The 19,689-nt window shown below is 61.9% G+C and carries 17 protein-coding genes; 4 read left to right on the top strand and 13 right to left on the bottom strand.

Annotation, left to right across the window (positions count from 1 at the left end):
• The first annotated feature begins 57 nt into the window (after window positions 1-57).
• Complete coding sequence (locus ACFPN2_RS14605) at window positions 58-465, top strand: c-type cytochrome (protein WP_380597717.1); 408 nt, start codon at window positions 58-60, stop codon at window positions 463-465.
• 13 nt (window positions 466-478) lie between these two features.
• Here ACFPN2_RS14605 and ACFPN2_RS14600 read toward each other — a convergent pair whose 3' ends face one another.
• Complete coding sequence (locus tag ACFPN2_RS14600) at window positions 479-970, bottom strand: YegJ family protein (protein WP_380597715.1); 492 nt, start codon at window positions 968-970, stop codon at window positions 479-481.
• A 97-nt stretch (window positions 971-1,067) separates the two neighbouring features.
• On the opposite strand from ACFPN2_RS14600, the gene ACFPN2_RS14595 reads away from it, so the two are divergent.
• The gene (locus ACFPN2_RS14595; RefSeq protein ID WP_380597713.1) at window positions 1,068-1,553 is read left to right on the top strand and encodes a hypothetical protein; all 486 of its coding nucleotides are present in this window, start codon (window positions 1,068-1,070) and stop codon (window positions 1,551-1,553) included.
• 5 nt (window positions 1,554-1,558) lie between these two features.
• Here the strand turns inward: ACFPN2_RS14595 and ACFPN2_RS14590 are convergent, their stop codons facing one another.
• From ACFPN2_RS14590 to ACFPN2_RS14535, 12 genes are all read right to left on the bottom strand, one after another.
• Window positions 1,559-2,269 carry an ABC transporter ATP-binding protein gene (locus tag ACFPN2_RS14590; protein WP_380597711.1) on the bottom strand — a complete coding sequence of 237 codons (711 nt, stop codon included), beginning with the start codon at window positions 2,267-2,269 and terminating at the stop codon, window positions 1,559-1,561.
• A complete protein-coding gene (locus tag ACFPN2_RS14585; protein WP_380597709.1) occupies window positions 2,266-2,988 on the bottom strand; it encodes an ABC transporter ATP-binding protein in 723 nt (240 codons plus the stop codon). Before ACFPN2_RS14585 ends, ACFPN2_RS14590 begins: the two co-directional genes overlap by 4 nt.
• Window positions 2,985-3,950 carry a branched-chain amino acid ABC transporter permease gene (locus tag ACFPN2_RS14580; protein ID WP_380597707.1) on the bottom strand — a complete coding sequence of 322 codons (966 nt, stop codon included), beginning with the start codon at window positions 3,948-3,950 and terminating at the stop codon, window positions 2,985-2,987. Before ACFPN2_RS14580 ends, ACFPN2_RS14585 begins: the two co-directional genes overlap by 4 nt.
• Window positions 3,947-4,822, bottom strand: a complete 876-nt coding sequence (locus ACFPN2_RS14575) for a branched-chain amino acid ABC transporter permease (protein WP_380597705.1) — start codon at window positions 4,820-4,822, stop codon at window positions 3,947-3,949. Before ACFPN2_RS14575 ends, ACFPN2_RS14580 begins: the two co-directional genes overlap by 4 nt.
• Window positions 4,822-6,024, bottom strand: coding sequence for an ABC transporter substrate-binding protein (locus ACFPN2_RS14570; protein WP_380597703.1), 1,203 nt, complete (start codon window positions 6,022-6,024; stop codon window positions 4,822-4,824). The genes ACFPN2_RS14575 and ACFPN2_RS14570 overlap by 1 nt, the downstream gene beginning before the upstream one ends.
• Window positions 6,025-6,215: 191 nt before the next feature.
• A complete protein-coding gene (locus ACFPN2_RS14565) occupies window positions 6,216-6,986 on the bottom strand; it encodes an SDR family NAD(P)-dependent oxidoreductase (protein WP_380597701.1) in 771 nt (256 codons plus the stop codon).
• A 24-nt stretch (window positions 6,987-7,010) separates the two neighbouring features.
• On the bottom strand, window positions 7,011-8,501 hold the full coding sequence (locus ACFPN2_RS14560) for an aldehyde dehydrogenase (protein ID WP_380597699.1): 1,491 nt from the start codon (window positions 8,499-8,501) through the stop codon (window positions 7,011-7,013).
• A gap of 4 nt (window positions 8,502-8,505) precedes the next feature.
• Window positions 8,506-10,308: an amidohydrolase gene (locus tag ACFPN2_RS14555; RefSeq protein WP_380597697.1), complete on the bottom strand. Its 1,803-nt coding sequence runs from the start codon at window positions 10,306-10,308 to the stop codon at window positions 8,506-8,508.
• 17 nt (window positions 10,309-10,325) lie between these two features.
• Complete coding sequence (locus ACFPN2_RS14550; RefSeq protein ID WP_380597695.1) at window positions 10,326-12,428, bottom strand: TonB-dependent siderophore receptor; 2,103 nt, start codon at window positions 12,426-12,428, stop codon at window positions 10,326-10,328.
• Between the two features lie 76 nt (window positions 12,429-12,504).
• Window positions 12,505-13,776, bottom strand: a complete 1,272-nt coding sequence (locus tag ACFPN2_RS14545; protein WP_380597693.1) for a cytosine permease — start codon at window positions 13,774-13,776, stop codon at window positions 12,505-12,507.
• Between the two features lie 18 nt (window positions 13,777-13,794).
• On the bottom strand, window positions 13,795-14,916 hold the full coding sequence (locus ACFPN2_RS14540) for a DUF917 domain-containing protein (RefSeq protein WP_380597691.1): 1,122 nt from the start codon (window positions 14,914-14,916) through the stop codon (window positions 13,795-13,797).
• Window positions 14,913-16,472, bottom strand: coding sequence for a hydantoinase/oxoprolinase N-terminal domain-containing protein (locus tag ACFPN2_RS14535; RefSeq protein ID WP_380600133.1), 1,560 nt, complete (start codon window positions 16,470-16,472; stop codon window positions 14,913-14,915). The genes ACFPN2_RS14540 and ACFPN2_RS14535 overlap by 4 nt, the downstream gene beginning before the upstream one ends.
• Window positions 16,473-16,621: 149 nt before the next feature.
• Here ACFPN2_RS14535 and ACFPN2_RS14530 point away from each other — a divergent pair, with 149 nt between their 5' ends.
• Window positions 16,622-19,306, top strand: coding sequence for a winged helix-turn-helix domain-containing protein (locus ACFPN2_RS14530; RefSeq protein ID WP_380597689.1), 2,685 nt, complete (start codon window positions 16,622-16,624; stop codon window positions 19,304-19,306).
• Between the two features lie 121 nt (window positions 19,307-19,427).
• The gene (locus ACFPN2_RS14525; RefSeq protein WP_380597687.1) at window positions 19,428-19,688 is read left to right on the top strand and encodes a helix-turn-helix domain-containing protein; all 261 of its coding nucleotides are present in this window, start codon (window positions 19,428-19,430) and stop codon (window positions 19,686-19,688) included.
• Window position 19,689 lies beyond the last annotated feature (1 nt).

Here is a 19,689-nt window from a genome sequence, read left to right as displayed (position 1 = left end):
CCCGGGGACAACTTGCCCAGGTTGGATATACTCCGCCGCCCTCGGGGAGGTGCCTGAATGTATTCGCCAAAGTTGAATGGGTCTTGGATCCTGGTGGGGGCGCTGTCGCTGGCCGTGACGGCCTGCGGCTCCAAGGGCGGCGACGCGACCCGCGGTCGCGAGCTGTACACCAAGGAGTGCGCCGCCTGTCATTCCCTCTCCGCCAGCACCGAGAACGCACCGATGCACTGTGGCCTGTTCGGTCGCAAGGCCGGCACCGTGCCCGGCTTCCCTTATTCCGAAGCCATGCGCTCCTCGGGCCTGGTCTGGGATGAGAAAACCCTGGATGAATTCCTCGCTGCGCCGTACCTCGCCCTGCCCGGCACGATCATGGGCTTCCCCGGATTCAGCCAGGAAGCGGATCGGAAGGATGTGATCGCTTATTTGAAGCAGGCGAGCAAAGACCCGAGTCAGTGCAAGAAGTGATGTTCGCGCTGACTCACGTGTCGCAATCGAGCCCGTACTCCGCCTTGACCGCCGCGGCTTCCTCCTTGCTGGCACGGACCAGCAAAGCGCAGGCCGTGAAGTTGCCAAAACTCTGGTGATCCACCGTGTTCTCGTACGTCCAATCGACCACGTCGGCGCGGTCGAAGTGTATCTCCTGACCTTCGGCGACCGTCGAGACCAACCGCGGCGTATTGTTGACCTGACCGGAGAATGAATTGCCATTGCGCGAGAACGGCGTTATCCAGAAGTACTCTTTCTCGTCGCCGTCCGAAATCCCCACCTTGACCGCGAAGCCAGCGGTATTTGGCGGCGGAGCGGCGGCAAGCTCGAGAAACCGGTCGAGGCTATCCCGTGCCTTCTGGTGCGCGGCCAGCATATGAGGATCGTCCTTCGAGACAGTCACGACACCATCGGTTTGCGCCGACAGCAACATACCGCCTTCTGGCTTCAACATAATGAGGATGACGACAACGATGCCGAACAACGTAGCGACAATCTTTCCTGGCGACATTTGTTTGCTCCGTTGACCCAACGTCGATGCGATGAATCATCCATTTATTTTAGCTGACTGAGCACGCGCCGTGGCTGTTTGGCAATTCTCAATAGCATTCGTGCCGCAGGACTGGATCGATGCCGGCGGCGATGTGCATTCGTTGTTCGACGAGCGGGGCTTCGACGCCGCGGCGGCGTGGGGGTCTTATCGGCACCCGAACCTCGAACAAATTCTGGGCAGCGCGCTGAGCCAGCGGAAGTCCTGGCATTCGGATCTCATCGCCTGGGGCAGCGAGCAGACCGACGGCATCCAGTTGTCGCGTCGTAAAGGCAAGGTGAGCTCGGTAGTGGCGTACTTCGACCTGCGCCAACCGAACATGACTCTCGTGCAGCAGGTGATTCACATGGCACAGGAGCTGCGCCTCGCCATCGTGGTCGTTGAAACAAGCAGCGTCCTGCCCTTGGACGTGGATCAGCTGTTACGTGCCGCCGCGGAGTCGAAGGCGGCGCATTTCGTGCTGGATCCTGCGTCGTACCTCGCGCAGATGGAAACAGCAAATAGCCAAGCGACGTAGCGCGCTCAATCGCCGAGATACGCGCGCCTGACCTCTGGATGATCCAACAGCGCGCCACTCTCGCCGGAGAACACGATCTGTCCCTGGCGTAGCACATACGCATAGTCGGTCGAGCGCAGGCTCAGCTGCACATTCTGTTCGACCAGCAGCAAACTGAACCCGCTCTTCGCCAGGCGCCCGAGGACATCGAAGATTTCACCAACCACCTTCGGTGCGAGACCGATCGAGGGTTCGTCGAGGATCAAGAGCTTCGGTCGAGTCATCAGCGCGCGTCCGATGGCGACCATCTGTTGCTCACCGCCGGACAACGTGCCGGTCATTTGTTTGGCGCGCTCGCGCAGCCGAGGAAACAACTCGAACACGGTCTCCAGACTTTGCGCTCGATGCACCTTGGCATCGCCGAACGTCGCGGCAGCGATCAGATTCTCGAGCACGGTGCATTCAGGAAACAGCAGTCGACCTTCCGGTACCGTCGCAATGCCCGCTCGCGTGCGCTGAGATGCGCCCAAGGAACCAATGGAAGCGCCGTCCCATTCGACGCGGCCGTCGCGCAACGGGAGCAATCCGTTGATCGCGCGTACGATCGTGCTCTTACCCGCACCATTCGATCCGACGAGCGCCACTCGCTGGCCCGACCCGATATCCAGATCAATCCCTCGAACCACATTGATGTGGCCGTAGCCCGTGCAAACATCCTTTAGCCGAAGCGCGCTCATGTGTGTGCGTTACCCAGATACGCTTCTTGCACGCGCGGGTCGGCAATCACATCGCGGGTCGCGCCTCGCGTGAGCACTTTGCCAAAGCACAACACGACGGCTCGCGAACAAAGACTGGTGACCACTGGAATCGAATGTTCGACGACGATCACCGCGATGCCTTCGCGGGGCAACTGTTGAATCCGCTCGCACATCGCCGCCGACTCGGTCGCGGTCAATCCCGCCAACATTTCATCGAGGAGCAATAACTGCGGCCGCGTTGCCAGCGCTCGCGCGATCTCGAGCTGGCGCAGCTGGGCATCGTTCAGCGTTTCGGCATCGACCTCTGCGAGGTCCGCCATGCCGACGCGATCGAGCACAGCTTGTGCCGCGGCAGTTGCCTGCTTCGCAGACGGATGCCGAGAGAAGGCAGCGACTTTCACATTCTCCAACACCGTCATGCCGCGAAACGGTTTGACCAGCTGAAACGTCCTCGCGAGACCTCGACGACAAATCTCATGCGGCGGTCGACCGTCGAGGCGCTCCCCTCCAAGACGAATCGCCCCAGCGGTAGGCGCCGCCGCGCCGGCGAGGCAATTGAACAGCGTCGTCTTTCCCGCACCGTTCGGTCCGATGACAGCGAATATTTCGCCCGCCGCGACCTCGAAGCTAACGTCGCTGAGCGCGTGCAAGCCGCCGAATGACTTGCTCACACTCTGGACTTCGAGCAGCGGTGTCATGAGACCACGTCCGCGGTCCGACGCCACTTCCCAACGAACCAGCCCGCGATTCCCTGCGGCAACAGCAGCGCGAGCACGGCGAGCAGCACTGCATAAACGACGATATCGCCACCCGGCATCGCGCTGTAATCACGCAGCAGAATGCTGAAAGGCACGAGCACGGCCGCGCCGACCAGCGGTCCCCACAGCAACGACATGCCGCCAACGATCGAATACACGAGCATCTGAATCGACAGCTCGACACCAAGGACCGAGCGCGGGTCGACGAAGGCGACGTAGTTTGCGTAGAACGCGCCGCAGAGCGCGGAAATTCCGGCACTGAGCATGAAACATCGCAACTTGAAGGCGCGAGCATTCACACCCAACGCTTCCGCCGCCTGCTCGTTGTCGCGCAGCGCTCGCCAGTAGTAGCCAGTGCGCGATTTCATCAGCGCCTCGCCGATGCCGATGGTGCCGATCAGAATCGTCATGATGATCAGTGCGTACGGCCACTTCTCGAAGAACTGCAACTGCCCCGGAATATCCGCCGAGGAGATCGGCATGATCATGCCATCCGAGCGGCCCAAGGTTTCTGTCGCCGAGACCGTGAAGAACGCCACCTCACCAAACGCCAACGTCGCGATGGCGAAGAAGTAGCCGCGCAGCCCATAACGAAAGCACAGCATTCCGATGACGAACGCAGCGGCCACGGCGAGGCCCACGCCCAACGGCCACGTCACAACCGGCGACCATCCATGAACAGACATGCCCCACGCGACGCTATACGCGCCGATCCCCACGAACAGCGCATGCCCGAGCGACATGAGACCCGTCAGCCCCGCCATCATGTTCCAGCAGACGGCGAGCGTCCCGTAGAAACACGTGAAGATGAAAATATCCATGTAGTAACGATTGCCGCTCACCGCCACGAAGGCGGCCAGCAGCACGGCAGCGACCATCGTCACCGTACGAAAGCTGCTCATGCGCGGCGGCTCCGATTCATCAGCCCCTCCGGCCGCGTCAGCAGAATCAAGATCAGGATCACGAACGGCACAGCAGCCGCGATCGAAGCAGAGAACCACGCGCCCGCGATGCTCTCGGCCAGGCCGACGATCAACGCACCGAGCAGCGCGCCGGTGAAATTTCCCAGTCCGCCGAGGATGACAATGACGAACGCCTTGAGCGTAAACAGCGCCCCGACATGCGGGTTCACGTACAGAATGGACACGAGCAGCGGCCCCGCCACGCCGAGCGTGCCGATGCCCACCGCCATAGCCCACTTATAAACGCCCGTCACGTCGATGCCCGACAACGCCGCGCCATCGCGTGACTGCGCGACCGCCCGCATGATCAAACCGAAGTCGGTACGTTGCAGAACCAGGTACAGCGCGCCGAGCAGCGCCATCGAGATCCCGCAGGCGATCAGCTGATTGACCTGCACAACCACCGGCCCAAGCTCCACGCCGGCGACGGCACGTGACTGGGTCACGAGCATGTTGTCGCCCGTGAACGCGACTAGTGCCAGATGCTGAAGTAGCAACGACAGCCCGAGCGTCACTGCCATCTGATTGATCTCCGGCACCCGCAGAGCGAAGCGCATGACTCCGCTGTACAACAGCGTGCCCAGGAGCATCAGCACCGGCGTCACCAGCACGATTGCGACGATTGGATCGATGCCCAGTAGCGACCATGCAAAGTAGCCGGCGTACATCGCAATCATCAAAAACTCGCCGTGCGCGAAGTTGATGATGCGCATTACGCCGAATACCAGCGTCAGCCCCACCGCGATCAGCGCATACATCGCCGCGTTCGCGAGTCCGCTGACGATGGCTTGCAGGAAGATATCGAACGTCATCAGTGCGCCAACCTGAGCGACTGGCCGGCGACTGCTTCCGGCCAGATGGTGACGAACCGCCCGTCGATGACTTGCGAGATCACGTTGCCGACGTTGTTCTGGCCGGCCGCATCGAAATCCAAGGCCTCGTTGGGCAACAGAGATGCCGGGCCTTTATCGAGACGCAGGGTTCGTAAAGAATCACGGAGCTTGACGGGATCGCGGCTTCGCGCGGCGTCGGCCGCAAGCGCGATGGCCCAGGTCGCGGCGTAGGCTTGCGCGGCGTTGCTCAAAGGCATTTCGCCGTATGCAGCCTTGTATGCTTTCGCGAACTGCTCGGTGGCCGTCTTCTTCAGGTCGGGCATCCATTCGACGATACCGAACGCACCGTCGACCATCGGCCCGAGCTGCAACAAGGTCGGATGCACGTGTCCGCCGCCGTAACCGAGCACCATCGGTTTGTATCGCTGAGCCGCGAGCGCTCGAAGCAGCACGACCTCATCGTCGACGTAACAAACGATCAGCAGGAGGTCCGCACCGGTGGCTTTCAGTTTGGCAGCCTGAGTGGACATATCGGGCGAGCCGGTACGGAAGGTTTCCTCGCCGACGATATGGATGCCCTGGGCAGGCAAGCCCTTCTTGTAACCTTTCGAGACCGCCTGACCGAATGGCCCGTCCTCGTACGCGAGCGCAACCTTGTCGATGGTCACGCCTTTACCGCGCAAATAGTTGATGAAGCTGCCGACGTCGCGCGCGGCCCAACTGCCTTTCGGCGAGACCCGGAACACGAACTGCAGATTGCGCTCGGTGATCGAATCGGTGACGGCGCTCGTTACGATGAACGGCGTGCGATAGCGCTCGGCCACTTGCATCGAAGGCATCGTCACTGCTGACGCCCAAGCGCCGAGCAGCGCGCTGACTTCATCGCGAGCGATCAAACGTTCGGCGGCGTGTCGACCGACTTCGGGCTTCGATTGAGTGTCGGCGATCAGCAGCTCGACTTTCGCGCCGCCCAGGCCCGCGATGCCGCCTGCAGAGTTAATCTCGTTCACCGCGAGCTGATGCGCTTTGAGCAAGCGCGCACCGTCCGCAGCCGTCGCGCCAGTGATAGGCGCTAGCACGCCGACCTTTAGCGGCTCCGCCGCGTGCGCCGATGAGAAGAACGCCGCAGCCAATACACCCGCGAGCTGGGCAACTAGCGCTGACGTAACCCGTCCCGCCAAGCGCGGCCGCCGATGAGTGTCCGGCCGTGGGGCCGCTCGCCTACTCTGCCCGGAAGCGTGGGCGAGCGGCCGTGGTGCCATTCGCCTATCGTGCGCGGTCGCATCCAGCACTCGATGGACGAGCACCCGTTTGGTTTGTTTGCTAATTCCGAGCAACGCGTCAGTCCCCCTGTCGCTGCCCTATCCATTCATCAGCGCGCCGTGAATCCCCCGTCGATGGGCAGCGCCACGCCAGTCACAAACGACGCATCGTCCGACGCGAGCCACAGCGCGGCATGCGCCACTTCCTCTGCCTTGCACAGCCGCCCCATCGGCACGTTAGTCAGCAATCGCGCCTGATTTGCAGCGGCCTCGGCGGGATCGCCGGAGCGACCGGTGAAGCCGCTTTTCATCGGCGTATCCGCAAGCCCCGGGCACACGACGTTGACGCGCACGTTGTCGGCCGCGAAACGCAGCGCCAATGATTTGGTCAAGCCGACGACGGCGAACTTGGCCGCCGAGTAGATGGGACTGAACATCGAACCGACCAGGCCAGAAACGGACGCAGTAAAGATCAGCGAGCCACCACCGCGCTTACGCATGTGCCCGATGACTTCACCCGCACCGAGCACCGCGGAAGTCACATTCAACGTGATCGCCCGATCGTATTCGACGAGATCCAACCCTTCGACGCTCGCAGGCCCGGGAATGCCAGCATGTGCCCACAACACATCGATACCGCCGAGCTTCGCGGCAGCCTCATTGATCGAGCGGCGAGCATCTTCGGTGCGAGACAGATCGGCCTGCACGGTTTCGATGGTGTGACCTTGCTGCTTCATCAAACCGGCGAGATCCGCGAGCGCGCCAGCATTGATATCGACAGCCGCGACCTTGGCGCCTTCCCGCAAAAACAGCTCGACGCCCGCGCGTCCCATTCCCGATGCAGCCGCGGTGATGACGGCGAGTTTGCCTGCAAGGCGCATGAATCCCCCTAAACCAATCGAGCTCTATTGAGCGTAGGCATCCGGAAAGCGGCCGGCGGTGCTGATGACGGTCGTGCGTGTTTCCAGATACGCATCGAATCCTTCGAGTCCGTTCTCGCGGCCCCAGCCGCTGGCCTTGAAGCCGCCGTACGGTGTGGACCAGCGAATGAACCGATAGGTGTTGACCCACACGATGCCCGCTTCGATGCGCGATGAAACGCGCAGCGATCGGCCGACATCGCGCGTCCACAGCCCGGCCGCGAGTCCATAGGAACTGTCATTGGCCATCGCGATGGCTTCGTCCTCGCCATCGAATGGAATCAGCGCCGCGACCGGACCGAAGATTTCTTCGCGAGCGATACGCATATCGTTGCGAACATTGGCGAAGACCGTCGGCTCGATGAAATATCCGCGGGCGAGCTCGCCTTCGCTCAAGCGGCGTCCGCCGGCCACCAGCTCGGCACCTTCATTGCGACCGATGTCGATGTATGAAAGCGTCTTCGTGAGCTGCTCGGAATGCGCCTGCGGTCCCATGTGCGTGCTTTCCAGCAACGGCATGCCGACACGCACCTTCTTCGCGCGGCGTGAGAATTCAGCAACGACCTGATCGTAGACGGGTCGCTCGACCAGAACGCGCGAACCCAACGCGCAGCTTTGGCCGCACAGCGCCCAGGCCGATCCAGTCGCTGCGTTCAGCGCCTGCTCGATGTCGGCGTCAGCGAAGATGATGTGCGGCGCCTTGCCACCGAGCTCGAACGTGAAACGTTTGAGCGTATCCGCACCGGCGCGCAGGATGGATTGAGCCGTCGTGCCTTCGCCGGTGAACGCAATCTTGTTCACATCGGGATGTTGAACGAGACGTTCGCCTGCGCCGCCTTTGCCGTAGCCCGGCACAATGTTCACGACGCCCGGCGGAAAGCCAGCCTGCTCGAACAGCTTGCCCAGCTCCAATGAAGTCACAGGTGTTTGCTCGGCGGGCTTCAATACGACGGTGCAGCCCGCGGCCAGCGCCGGACCGAGCTTCCACATCGCCGCCATCATCGGCACATTCCAAGGCGTGATCGCACCGACGACACCGACCGGCACGCGTGTCGTGAATGCGTGCACGCTGTCGTCGATCGGAATGGTTCGGCCGGCGTTCTTGTCGGCCATCGATGCGTACCAGTGATACGCAGTAGCGTGACCGCCAATATCCACTCGCGATTCCCGGAGCGCACGTCCGTTATCGCGAGTCTCAAGCACCGCCAGTTCGGGCGCTCGCTCGCGGTATAAATCGGCGAATCGACGCATCAGCGCAGCACGCTCATGCCCCGGCATCCGGCTCCACGGCCCGAATGCTTTGCGCGCGGCGGCCACTGCTTTGTCGATGTCCTTCGCGCCACCATACGCAACGAGAGCCCACGGTCTGCCGGTCGACGGATCGATGCTCTCGAGCATGCCGCCGTCTTCAGGTTCAACCCACGCGCCACCGATGAAGAGCTTCGGATACTCGACCCACTTGTCCGTGCTACTCATGGCGTCAATCCCGATGAGCTGTCCGGCCAAGCACGACCGAAGCCGTTTTCGCGACGGGCGCGGACCCTACATCCAGATCGCCATACACCGCTTCGCCAGCAAACATCGTCAACAACACTTTGGTTTTGGCGATCTGGTTCGCCGGAATTTTGAACAGATCCTGATCGAGCACGACCAGGTCGGCGCTCTTGCCCGCCACGAGCGAGCCGCTGCGATCCTCCAGATGCATGGCGTACGCCGAATCGATCGTGTAGCTCTCGATGGCTTGCTCGAGCGTGACGCGCTCGTCGGGCGCCAACAGCTCGCCACCCGTCGAGCCGGGAGCAAGCCGCGTCAGTGCGACTTCGATGCCTTCCAAAGGATTGGCGGACGCGACCGGCCAGTCCGATCCATACGCGACCTTTCCTCCGGCCTTCAGCAGGCTCATGACCGGATACATATGTTCCATACGAGCCGGCCCGACGCGATCGCGCACCAGGACCATGTAGTCATCCATGCAGGCCCACAGCGGCTGGAAGACAACGACGACACCGAGATCCTTGAAGCGCGGCAGATCGTCCTTGGCAATCAAATTCACATGCGACAGCAGGTGACGATGATCCTTTGCCCCGTTTTTTTCGCGAGCTGCAGTGAATGCGTCCAACGAAGTTCGCACCGCCTGATCGCCGATCGCATGGATATGAATCTGGAAGTCCGCGGCATCGAGTTGAGTGACTGCGTCTTTCAACACTGCGGGATCGATGTGCAGATCGCCTTTGAATCCCGGCATGTCGGAGTACGGCTCGATGAGTGCCGCCGTTCGCTGTGCCGGGACGCCGTCCAACAGAAACTTCACCGATCTCGCAGGCACACCGGCCGCTGCAAGCTTCTCCGCGGCCGCGATCAAATCTGGAATCTGTTCGACGCCGCGCTTCTTGTCCCACGCGAGCGCCAAACGAACATGGCCCTTCAAGGTGCCGTTCTTGGCCATCTCGGCATAGGTCTGCGGAACGCCCGGCGGAATCGCCTGGCCCGGCTCGTCGCCGGAAATCGGCACGAGCGCGTCATGCCAACCGACGATGCCGTTGCTGTTGAAGTAATCTCGCGCATAGCCGAGTGCCTGCTCGCGAGCTTTATCCGAGGGCGGCGGGAGTTTGCTGACGATCAACTCCACCGCCGCTTCCTGAAACGAGCCGATGGGCTCGCCTTTCTTGTCCCGATCGATGCGCCCGTTCGGCGGATCTTTGGTATCCCGCGTGATGCCCGCGACTTCGAGGGCTTTGGAGTTCACCCAAATGCCGTGGCCGCCGACGTTCGTGAAGGCCACCGGTCGATTCGACACGACCGCGTCCAGCACCTTCTTGTCCGGCACGCCGTCGGGAGGAAACAAACCATCTTTCCAACCCGAGCCGTAGATCCAGCCGTCGCCCGGCTCGTCGGCCGCGCACTTCGCGAGGATCTTCTGATAATCCTCGGGCGAGTTGCCGTCGTAGAGATTGCAGCCAGCGTGACTCAGACCGCCCCACACCGGATGCGTGTGCGCATCGTGAAAGGCCGGCAGCACCAGCCGGCCTTGCAGATCGACCACGCGAGTGTTCGGCCCGATGAGTGCGCTCGTGGCTTCACCGCTACCGAGCGCGGCGATCTTCCCGCCACTGACAGCGATCCAGGTCGCGCTCGGTGACGCGGGATCGACGGTATAGATATGACCGTTCTTGAGGACGATATCCGCAGCGGCGCTGCTTGCGGCAGGCGGCTCGTGTTTCGAGCACGCCGCCGCCACAGCCGCAATCGCCAATACCAGAACCCGCGTTACTTGCACTTTCATCAAGCGTTCACACCTGCTTAGAACTTCTTGCTCACAGTGCCGAGGATGCTGCGCGTCTGTCCCGGCGTGCACATGCCTTCGAACGGCACGGCCCACGCGGCGCAGGTGGCGTAGTACTCCTTGTCGGACACGTTGTTCACGTTGAGCGACAGGCTCCAATCTTTGTAAGTGGCCTCGGCACTCGCATCCACCAGCGTGACCGCCGGCGTCTTCTGGATCTGGTAGTAATCCAGCTTGTCGCCCACGCGACGCACGCCCGCACCGAAGCGCATCGTGAGGTCGTTGTTGACGTACAGCATCTGACTCAGCCACAGCGACGCCAGATGGTTGGGCAGATCTTCGATGCGATCGCCGGCGGGATGCGACGACGTGCCTTTGAGCACTTCGGCGTTGGTGTAGCTCCAGCTGGCGTTGACACGCAGGCCCATGTCGAAGCTGACTTCCGCTTCCAGCTCGACACCCTTGGAACCGATCACGCCGCTCTGGACGAAGTTCTGCAGGTTGGTCGGATCGCTGGTCAGGAAGTTGCTGTCCTCGATGTCGAAGTAGGTCGCGGTGATCAGGCTGTTCCGCAGCGGCTGCCACTTGATACCGACTTCGTACTGCTCGCCTTCCTGCGGCTTGTAGGGGTTGCCGTAGAAGTCGCCGCCGAAGATCGGCGAGAACGATTCGGAGTAGCTCGCGAACGGCGAGAAGCCTTTGAACACTTCGGCGATCACACCGACCTTGAACGTGGTCGCGTCGATCGTGTCCTTCGGACTGAGGGTCGCCTCGGACGTGGCGCGGTCACGGCGCACGCCGAGCACGAATGAAACGCGGTCGCCCACTTTCATTTGATCCTGCAGATACACGCCCAGCTGCGTGCTGCGGCTGTCGAACGCGTTGCTGTAGCCGTAGTTGAACGACTGCCCGTACACCGGGTTGTAGACGTTCAGCGGGATGGTCATCTGCTGGAAGCAGCCCGGATAGTAGAAGACGCAGGAATAGCCTTCGCGACGATCCTGCTCGAACAAGGTGTAGTCGATGCCGACCAGGATTTTGTGACTCAGCGGGCCGGTCTCGAAATCGAACTGGGCGTGATTGTCGGAATTGACGATGGTGTACGAGTCATCGAGCAGATAGAACGCGCGGGTCAATGTCGTGCGCTGCGGATCGATGAACGTATCGACGCCGTAGTTGAAGGTCGGATACACCTCGCCGTAGTCCACCTTCTGATCCAGGTAACGCGTGCTGCTCGACACCGCGACCAGATCGTTGAAGCGATGGTTCACCAGCAACGTGACGGCGTACTGGTCGGTCTTCATGTGATTGAAGTCCGGCTCGCCGACGAAGAAGTCGATGGGAATTTTCGGATTGCTGGCGTTGGCCTGCAGGGTCTTGGACATGGGCAGATAGGTCTGCGTGCCCATATCTTCCTTCTGATACAAGCCGATCAGCGTCACGTCGGTATTCTCGCCTGGCTTCCAGGTGAAGGACGGCATCGCGACGTACTTGTCATTCGCCTGCCCTTCCCACATCAGATCGCCGTCGCGCACGACGCCGACGAAACGTGCGGCGAAGTCGTCGCCCAGCGGCCCCGTGAAATCCACCTGCAATTGTTTGCGATCCCGGTTGCCGAGCTGCAGGCCGATCTCGCCGCCCGCGGTGAACTGCGGTCGTTTGCTGACTGCGTTCAACAAGCCGCCCGAGCTGCCGGCGCCGTACAACACGGCCGATGGGCCGCGCAGCACTTCCGCTCGCTCGAGAGTGAACACTTCGGTGGTCGAGCCGTACAAACCCTTCGGCGTTTTGTTCAGCCCGTCCAGATATTGTTTCAGGGCGAAGCCGCGAGCCGCGAAGTAATCCGACCGTGTGTCGCCGCCGGAAAGCTCGGTGGCCACGCCGGCGGAATAACGAAACACTTCCTGATAGCTGGTCGCGCCGCGCTCCATGATTTGCTCGGCGGTGACGACACTGATGGATTGTGGAATCTCGACGATCAGTGTGTCTGTTTTGGTCGCGGCACCGGCGCGATCCGCGAGGACTGTCACTTCCTCGAGCGTTTCGCTCTCGGCGGCCTGTGCTCGCTGTGCCGAAGCGAGCGCCAGCGCGCAGGCAACGGCCGTAGAAATCTTGTTCATCCTTCACTCCCCATGCTGATCTTTGGAAATATCGCCAGCGTTGCGATGGAAGGTAGGGCGTCGAAGCCGACGGTGGCTAGTCCACTACCCACCGCGCGTTGCGGCCTACCCGCGACCAAATGCCGTAAATCAATGACGCGGCGAGCGTTGCATCGAGGGCGGGCACGGTGGTCAACGTGAAGTAGCCGGAATTGGCCAGCAACGCGATGCCAGCCGACACCGCCCAGGTCACGATGGCGGGCCAGTTCACCGGCCCTGGCGAACTACGGGAACGGAAGGCGTCGATGACGTAGATGGCTGCGATCGGCGGAATGATGGCGCCGAGCAACAACAGGAACGACACGAACGCATCGAGAATGCCGGCGACCGCGATCAGCGAGCCCAGCAGGCCTGCGACGATCGTGAACTTCCACTGCGGAACTTTAGGGAATGTCGCGGTGAGACTAAGACTGGCCGAATAGAGATTCGCGGAATTGATGGTCCAGGTGGAAAGAATCAGCACCAGCAGCGCCGGTACGCCGAGGCCGAAGCCGATGATCAGCTTCATGATGTCGATCTCGCTGGTCGCCAGCACCGGGATGGCGGCGGCCAATGTGAGCAGCGGTGTCGCCACAGGAAATGACAGCACCATGCCCAGGATGGATTCGCGAGCCGAACGGATGTAGCGCGTGAGATCGGGCATCGCCGCGACCGTCAGCATGTTGCCGCCGATCAATGCAGACAGCGCGATACCAAAGGTCATCGGCTCCGGCGGTGTCGGATCGGGCGCGGACACGACGCCGTAGCGACGCACCGCCATGACCACCACCGCGCCCAAGATCAGTGCAAGGATGGGCACAGCAAACAACGCCAATCGGTCCAGCGCACGGAAGCCATAGATCGTCGTGATCGCCATGAGCAGACCGCCGACGATTACGAAGGCCGCGAACGGGCCCGAGACGCCCAGCACTTCCTGCGTGCCGGCCACCATCGCGTCACCGAAGAACGCCGCGTTCACGCCGAACCAGCCGAAGTGCACGAAGGCGATCGCGATGTTCACCAGCGCGGCGCCCCGGATGCCGAACGATCGTTGTACGAGCAGATAAGTGGTGAGCCGCGTGCGAACGCTGACCAGGGAGGTGAGGCATCCCATCGCGCACAGGATCAGTCCGGCGACGAATCCCACGAACACCGCATCGCGCATGCCCAGCGCCGCCGAGATCTGTGCACTGCTGAGAAAGCTCGGCAGTGAGATCGCGAACCCGATCAAGATGAGCGCGACTCGCCAGCCGCCGACGGTTTCGCTCTCCGGCACCGGCGCGTTGGCGAAGTGCTCGGTGGTCTTGGGTTCGTTGACGGCGCTAACCATGGGTCGATGTAAACATCACTACCATCCGTTGAGCTCTGCGATCGAGCGATAGGGTCCGGGCAATCCGAAAGCATCGGGTCCCAGCACGGCCAAAGATTGTGGCGAGCACAGCGCCTGCGGAGCGCTCGCTCCGACGACCTTCACTCGCTGCCCGTATTTCAAACATTCGGTGACGATGGTCTCGGCGGTCTCGCGGTCGAGAATGCTGATGATGTCGGGCACCAGCGCACGCACTTCACCGTTCAAGCGCGCGATCAAATTCTCGTTCTTGAATTCCACCTCCATGCGGTCACCGCCGCCGAAGGCATCGATCACCGCGCGGCCGACGGAGAATCCGTTGCGAGTCTCGCGTTTCAGATCGACGATCTTGCCATCGAACAGCACGCCGGCTTTGTCGAACTGTCGCGACGACTTCAGCGCCTGGAACAACGCTTCGAAGGGATCACGTCCGGCTTCGCGCGCGATACGAATGCTTCTGCCGATGGCGAGCGCGTCGGAGATCGTGCCTCGTAGTGCGTTCGCCTTCATTTCGTGAGCGAACGCCGAGTATTCGATGAGATGACAGGAGCCCCCGAGCGTGACCGCGACCGAGCGAGCTAAACGCTCTTCGCTCACGTTGTCGACAGTCTCGAGCACCACGCAATTGCCCTTGTCGTCGGTGAGGATGGCGGGACACGCCTTCTGACCGCGGATATTGAAGATCACCATTTGCGATTCGGGGAAGGCGCGACCCATGCCGTCGCAGTCCACGACTGGAACGCCCGCCCTGAGCGCGAGCACCAGCGCCGCGAGTCCGTTACTTCCGCCGACTTCGACGGGCAGCACTGCATCCACACGCCGACCGGAAATCGCTTCCAACCTGCGCAGACCTTGCAACGCTTCGCGTCCGCTCGGCAGTTTCTCCGCTGAAATCGTCGGTGCGCCGATCCAGCCGCACGGTGCGAGGAAGGCATCGTCGGGCAACGACGCTACATCGATGAGCTCGACGACATCGCCGTCAGCCAGCGCCGCTTCGATCTCCATGAACGCCGTGTGCGGATCGCCGCCGCCGCCCGAGCCCAGGAATGCACAGCCACGCGCCAGATCGGCGACGTCCTCGAGGGTCAGCGTTTTGCCTTTGAGTTTGGGGGATGCGTTCATGCGGCACTCACCGCCAGATCTCCGACCACCTTCGCGCGCAGCTGCACCGTGTTGCCGGGAAGATAAGAAAGATACGTTTCTTCGACGTCGACGAGTCGCACCGTCCGGGCGTCGGCACCGGCGGCGATGGCGCGCTCCGCTGCTTCCCGTTCGATCTGTTGGAGCGCTTCGTCGCGATTTTGATTGTCGTAGGCCACGATGCGATCGACTTCCGCACCGACCTGAGCGATGGCGGCGCCCACTGCATTCGCTACCGATGCATGCTCCGGCTTGATCACTTTCGACGCGCCTTTCAGTTCAGGCGGGACGAGGATGCTGCCGCCGCCGACGAGCACGACGGGCACATCGGCCGCCGCGGTCTTCATGCGATCGATGCCGTCTTCGAAGATGGCGCGGAAGCGTGCGAGGATCTGTTCGGTCACGCCTTGACGGAGCGACGGGATTTTTTCAGGGTTGCCGAAGCGCGCCAGTCCCGCCTTCACTGCGATATCGCTGGCGGTGAGGGTCGAGCCGCCGAACAAATACCCTTCTTCCGATAGACGGTAGCCCACGGAATCCGGACCGATCGCGAGCAGCCGGCCCTCGGCGTCGAGATTGATGCGCGTGCCGCCGCCCAATCCGATCGACAGGATGTCGGGCATGCGGAAGTTCGTGCGCACGCCGCCGATGTTGACCGCGATGGAAGATTCGCGCGGAAACCCGTTCACCAGCGCGCCGATGTCCGTCGTCGTGCCACCGACATCCATCACGATGGCGTCTTGAATGCCAGTCAGAAACGCAGCGCCTCGCATGCTGTTGGTCGGGCCGGAGCCCAATGTGAGTACCGGATACTGCGCGGCGTATTTGGCGGAGATCAATGTGCCGTCGTTCTGGCTGACGTAGAGCGGCGCGCGAATGCCCATGTCCGAGAATGCGGTGGTGAAGGATGCCATCACATGCCGAGCCATTCGCGACAGCGAGGCATTCAAAATGGTGGCGTTCTCACGCTCCAGAAATCCGATCCGTCCCAACGCGCTCGACACGGTAACCGAAATTTCCGGTGCGACTTCTTTGACGAGCGCCGCCGCCCGCTGCTCCATCGAGCGGTTGATGGGCGAGAACACGCACGAGATGGCGATGGATTGCAGTCCCTTCCGACGCAATTGCAGAGCCGCGTTACGAACCGCATTCTCATTGAACGCCGTGTTCTCCTGGCCGTCGAACTCGTAGCCGCCGGGCAGCTGAAAGCTCACGCCGCCGATACAACGCTTCAAATCCTCCGGCCAGCCGCTCATCGGCGGCAGCGCTTCGCCGGCCGCACCCGCCAGGCGCAGTACGCCGACGCCGAGCAGCCCTTTGCGCTCAACCAGTGCATTTACGAAGTGCGTGGTGCCGATCATCACGCCTTCAATTTCCGACGCCTGAACGGCGGCAGCATCGAGCACGGCGCGAGTTGCGCTCACAATGCCGCTGCTGACGTCGCCGGTGGTCGGCCGTTTTGCCGAGGCCAATACGGTCCGTCCTGAAACCAGAACGGCGTCCGTATTCGTGCCCCCTACATCGATACCCAATCGCATGGGCGGCAGTCTACGTGGGCGCATCCGCCCGCCCAGCGCTAAGACGGGTAGGACTTCTGGTGCCGGTGGGCAGTCGGAGCGCTTGCGATGGTTAGCGCGATTGATTTGCTATGCTCGGCCGAGCTCCCAGACCTTTACCATGGCACCCCGTGAACAGCCTCGGTGATCCGATACTCACCAAGACCGCGCCCTCGGCCCGGCCTAGCCAGCACGTGCCGCGCGATCTGCTGATTCAACGCCTGGCCGACGTGGTCACCCGCCGGCTCACGCTCGTGCACGCGCCCGCGGGCTACGGCAAGACCAGCTTGCTGTCTCAGTGGCATCGGCTGCTGGTGGAGCGCGGGGTCGAGGTCGCCTGGCTCACCCTGGAAGAAGAAGAGTCCGACGCGGCCCGGTTCGCCGAATACCTCATGGTCGCGATCGGCGGCGGCACCAGCGGCGAAAGCATGCCGACTCGCGCCGCGCTGTCCGCCATCGTCAACCGACTGTCGCTCGCTGAACGCGATACGGTTCTGATCCTCGATGACTTCCATCGCGCCGAAAGCGAGGACGTGCTGCATTTCATGCGCGGCTTGATCAAGCTCGCGCCCGCTCGGCTGCATGTTGTAATCGCCTCACGCGATTACCCGAAGCTCGGACAGGCGGTGCTCGCGGCGAATGAGGATCTGCTCGAGATCGGCGTCGACGATCTCAAGTTCACGCTCGACGAAGCGCAGGTGCTGCTGAACCGCGCGGCGTCCGAGCAGCTTGCCGGTGACGATATCGCGCGGCTGGTGAAGCGCACCGAAGGTTGGCCCATCGCGCTCCAGATGACCGCCTTGTCGTTACGCAAAGGCTGCGACCACGCGGAGCTGATCGCCAATTTTTCCGGGCCGGCGTGGGAGCTGGCGAGCTATCTCTCCGAACAAGTGCTGGCGAGTCTGCCGCCAGAGATTGAAAACATCATCACGCGGACCGCGATTCTCGAGCGGCTGAATGGCGATCTGGTCAATCTGCTGTGCGGGCGTGTTGATGGACAGATGATGCTGGAGCAATTGGAGAAGCAGCATCTGTTTCTGATGCCGCTGGACGCGCAGCACCTCACCTATCGCTATCACCAGCTGTTCGCTCAGATCCTGCGCGACCGGCTCGCACGCCGCGATCCGGCGCTGTTTCGACAGCTGCATCGCCAGGCGGCGAATTGGTTCAGCTCGCACGGACAGGTGGCGGAGGCTGTGGCTCACGCTATCGGGGCGGCGGACGAAGAGTTTCTGGCCGTCATTCTCGATGACGCCGGCGGCTGGCGCATGATTCCGGAAGGAAGAATGGAGACGCTGCTCGCCGGCCTCACTCATGTTTCCAGTGCGACCATCGCGCGCTATCCGCGCCTCACGCTGGCCAATGTGTATCGCCTGATCAAGCAAGGCGAAATGACGACGGCGCGCACCAGCTACGATTTGTTCCGTAACTCGGTGGATCGCGCCAGTCTGTCGCCGGATTTGTGGACCGAGGTGAACCTGGTCGGCGAGGTGCTTTCGGAATACGAGAACGCGCCGGTGAAGCGCGAGGATTTGCTCGCGAAAGAGGCGCTGATTCTCAGCTTGCCGTCGAACGATCATCTGATGCTCGCCAATGTGTGCGAGTCGTTGGGCGAACGCTATTGCGATTGCGGCTGGCTCGAGCGTGCGCTCGAGCCTACCCGACGTGCGCGTGAGCATCATCGGGCGCTCGGTTCGCTTTATGGCGAAATGTTTGCTCGCCTGCTCGAAGCGCGGATCCGGCTCGCGCAGGGCCGGTTGGACGAAGCTCAAATTGTTTTGAAAGAAGCGGCCGCGGATATTCATCACGCCTACGGGCCCCGATCCGATCTGGCCGCGAACTGCGCTGTGTATCAAGCAGAGACGTTGTTCGAGCGTGATGCGATCGATGAAGCGATGGCGCTGCTCGATTGGGCGCTGCCTCATATGGAGCAGTCCGACGGTTGGTTCGAGATCTACGCATCCGGATTTTGCACGGCTATTCGCGCTGCGTTCGGCCGGAGCCCGGCGGAGGCAGAGCGACTGATTGCTCGGATGCGGACGATTGCCGATCGGCGTCATCTGAAGCAGCTGCAGATGCTGGCAGATATTTATGAAGTCGAGGCGTTGATTCACGCCGGCCGGAACGATGCCGCCAGTCAGCGTGGCCAGGATATCGGAATTCGTGAGATGGCGGCGGCGATGAAGGAAGAGATTCCCGCTTATCGCCACGTAGCGCTCGCCGCGTCGGTGTGTCTCGCGAAGATCTATCTATGCAGCGGCGATCATGTCGCCGCGTTGTCTGAAATCGAGAGCACCGAGCGTTGGGCTCGACAACACGGCCACGGCCGGCTGCTGATCACGCTCTGTATCCTCGCGGCTCACGCTCATCGTCTGGCGAAAGAGCCCGAACCGGCGATTGCCCGTTTCGACGAAGCGGTGAGCATGTCGATGTTCCAGGGCTTCATCGGCCCTTTCCTGGATTGCTGGCGCTTCATCAGCCTGTCCGCCACCATCGACGCCCGCCAGAGCACGATGCGCCACACGGACCGCTTCCGCGAAAATTTCCTTCGCCGCTTGCGCAAATCCCTGGAACGCCACTCAGCCCAGAGCCGCGAGTCGACCCTGCTAAGCGGCCCGGAGCTGTCGACGCTCAAGCATCTGGACCAGGGCTATACCAACAAAGAAATCGCTCGCCTGCTGAAGATCTCGCCGAACACCGTCAAATATCATCTGAAGTCGCTCTACGAAAAACTCGGCGTCAACTCGCGCCGGGATGCGGTACGGCTGTCTCGGGAGCAGAAGCTGCTGGACGGGGCGCCGGACAGCGCGTTGTAGCTTCAGGTCTCCAACCTGTTTACACCCTATAGGGTATACCGTCGAGATATACCCTATAGGGGGTAAATTGCCTTTATCACCCATAGGGTATAAATTCCCCTATACCCTATAGGAGCTGCCGATGGACGTCGTCGCGAGAACCCCAGCCCAACTTGGTGCTGCTCTCAAAAGCGCTCGTATCCGACGGGGGCTGTCGCAGACAAGTGCGGCATCTAGCGTTGGCGTGAAACAGAAAACTGTCTCTTCCTTGGAAAACATCGGTGCACGGACCAGCGTGGAAACCCTCTACAAGATGCTTTCCGCACTGAATCTCGAACTGGTCATCCGCGACAAGAAGCGCGGAGGCAAGTCCGCACGTACCCAAAAACCGAGGGAGTGGTAGC

The sequence above is a fragment of the Steroidobacter flavus genome (genome assembly GCF_042651805.1).
Lineage (GTDB): Bacteria > Pseudomonadota > Gammaproteobacteria > Steroidobacterales > Steroidobacteraceae > Steroidobacter > Steroidobacter flavus.
The sequence above is the reverse complement of the archived record's forward strand: the minus strand, read 5'-3'. Positions and strand labels throughout refer to the sequence as shown.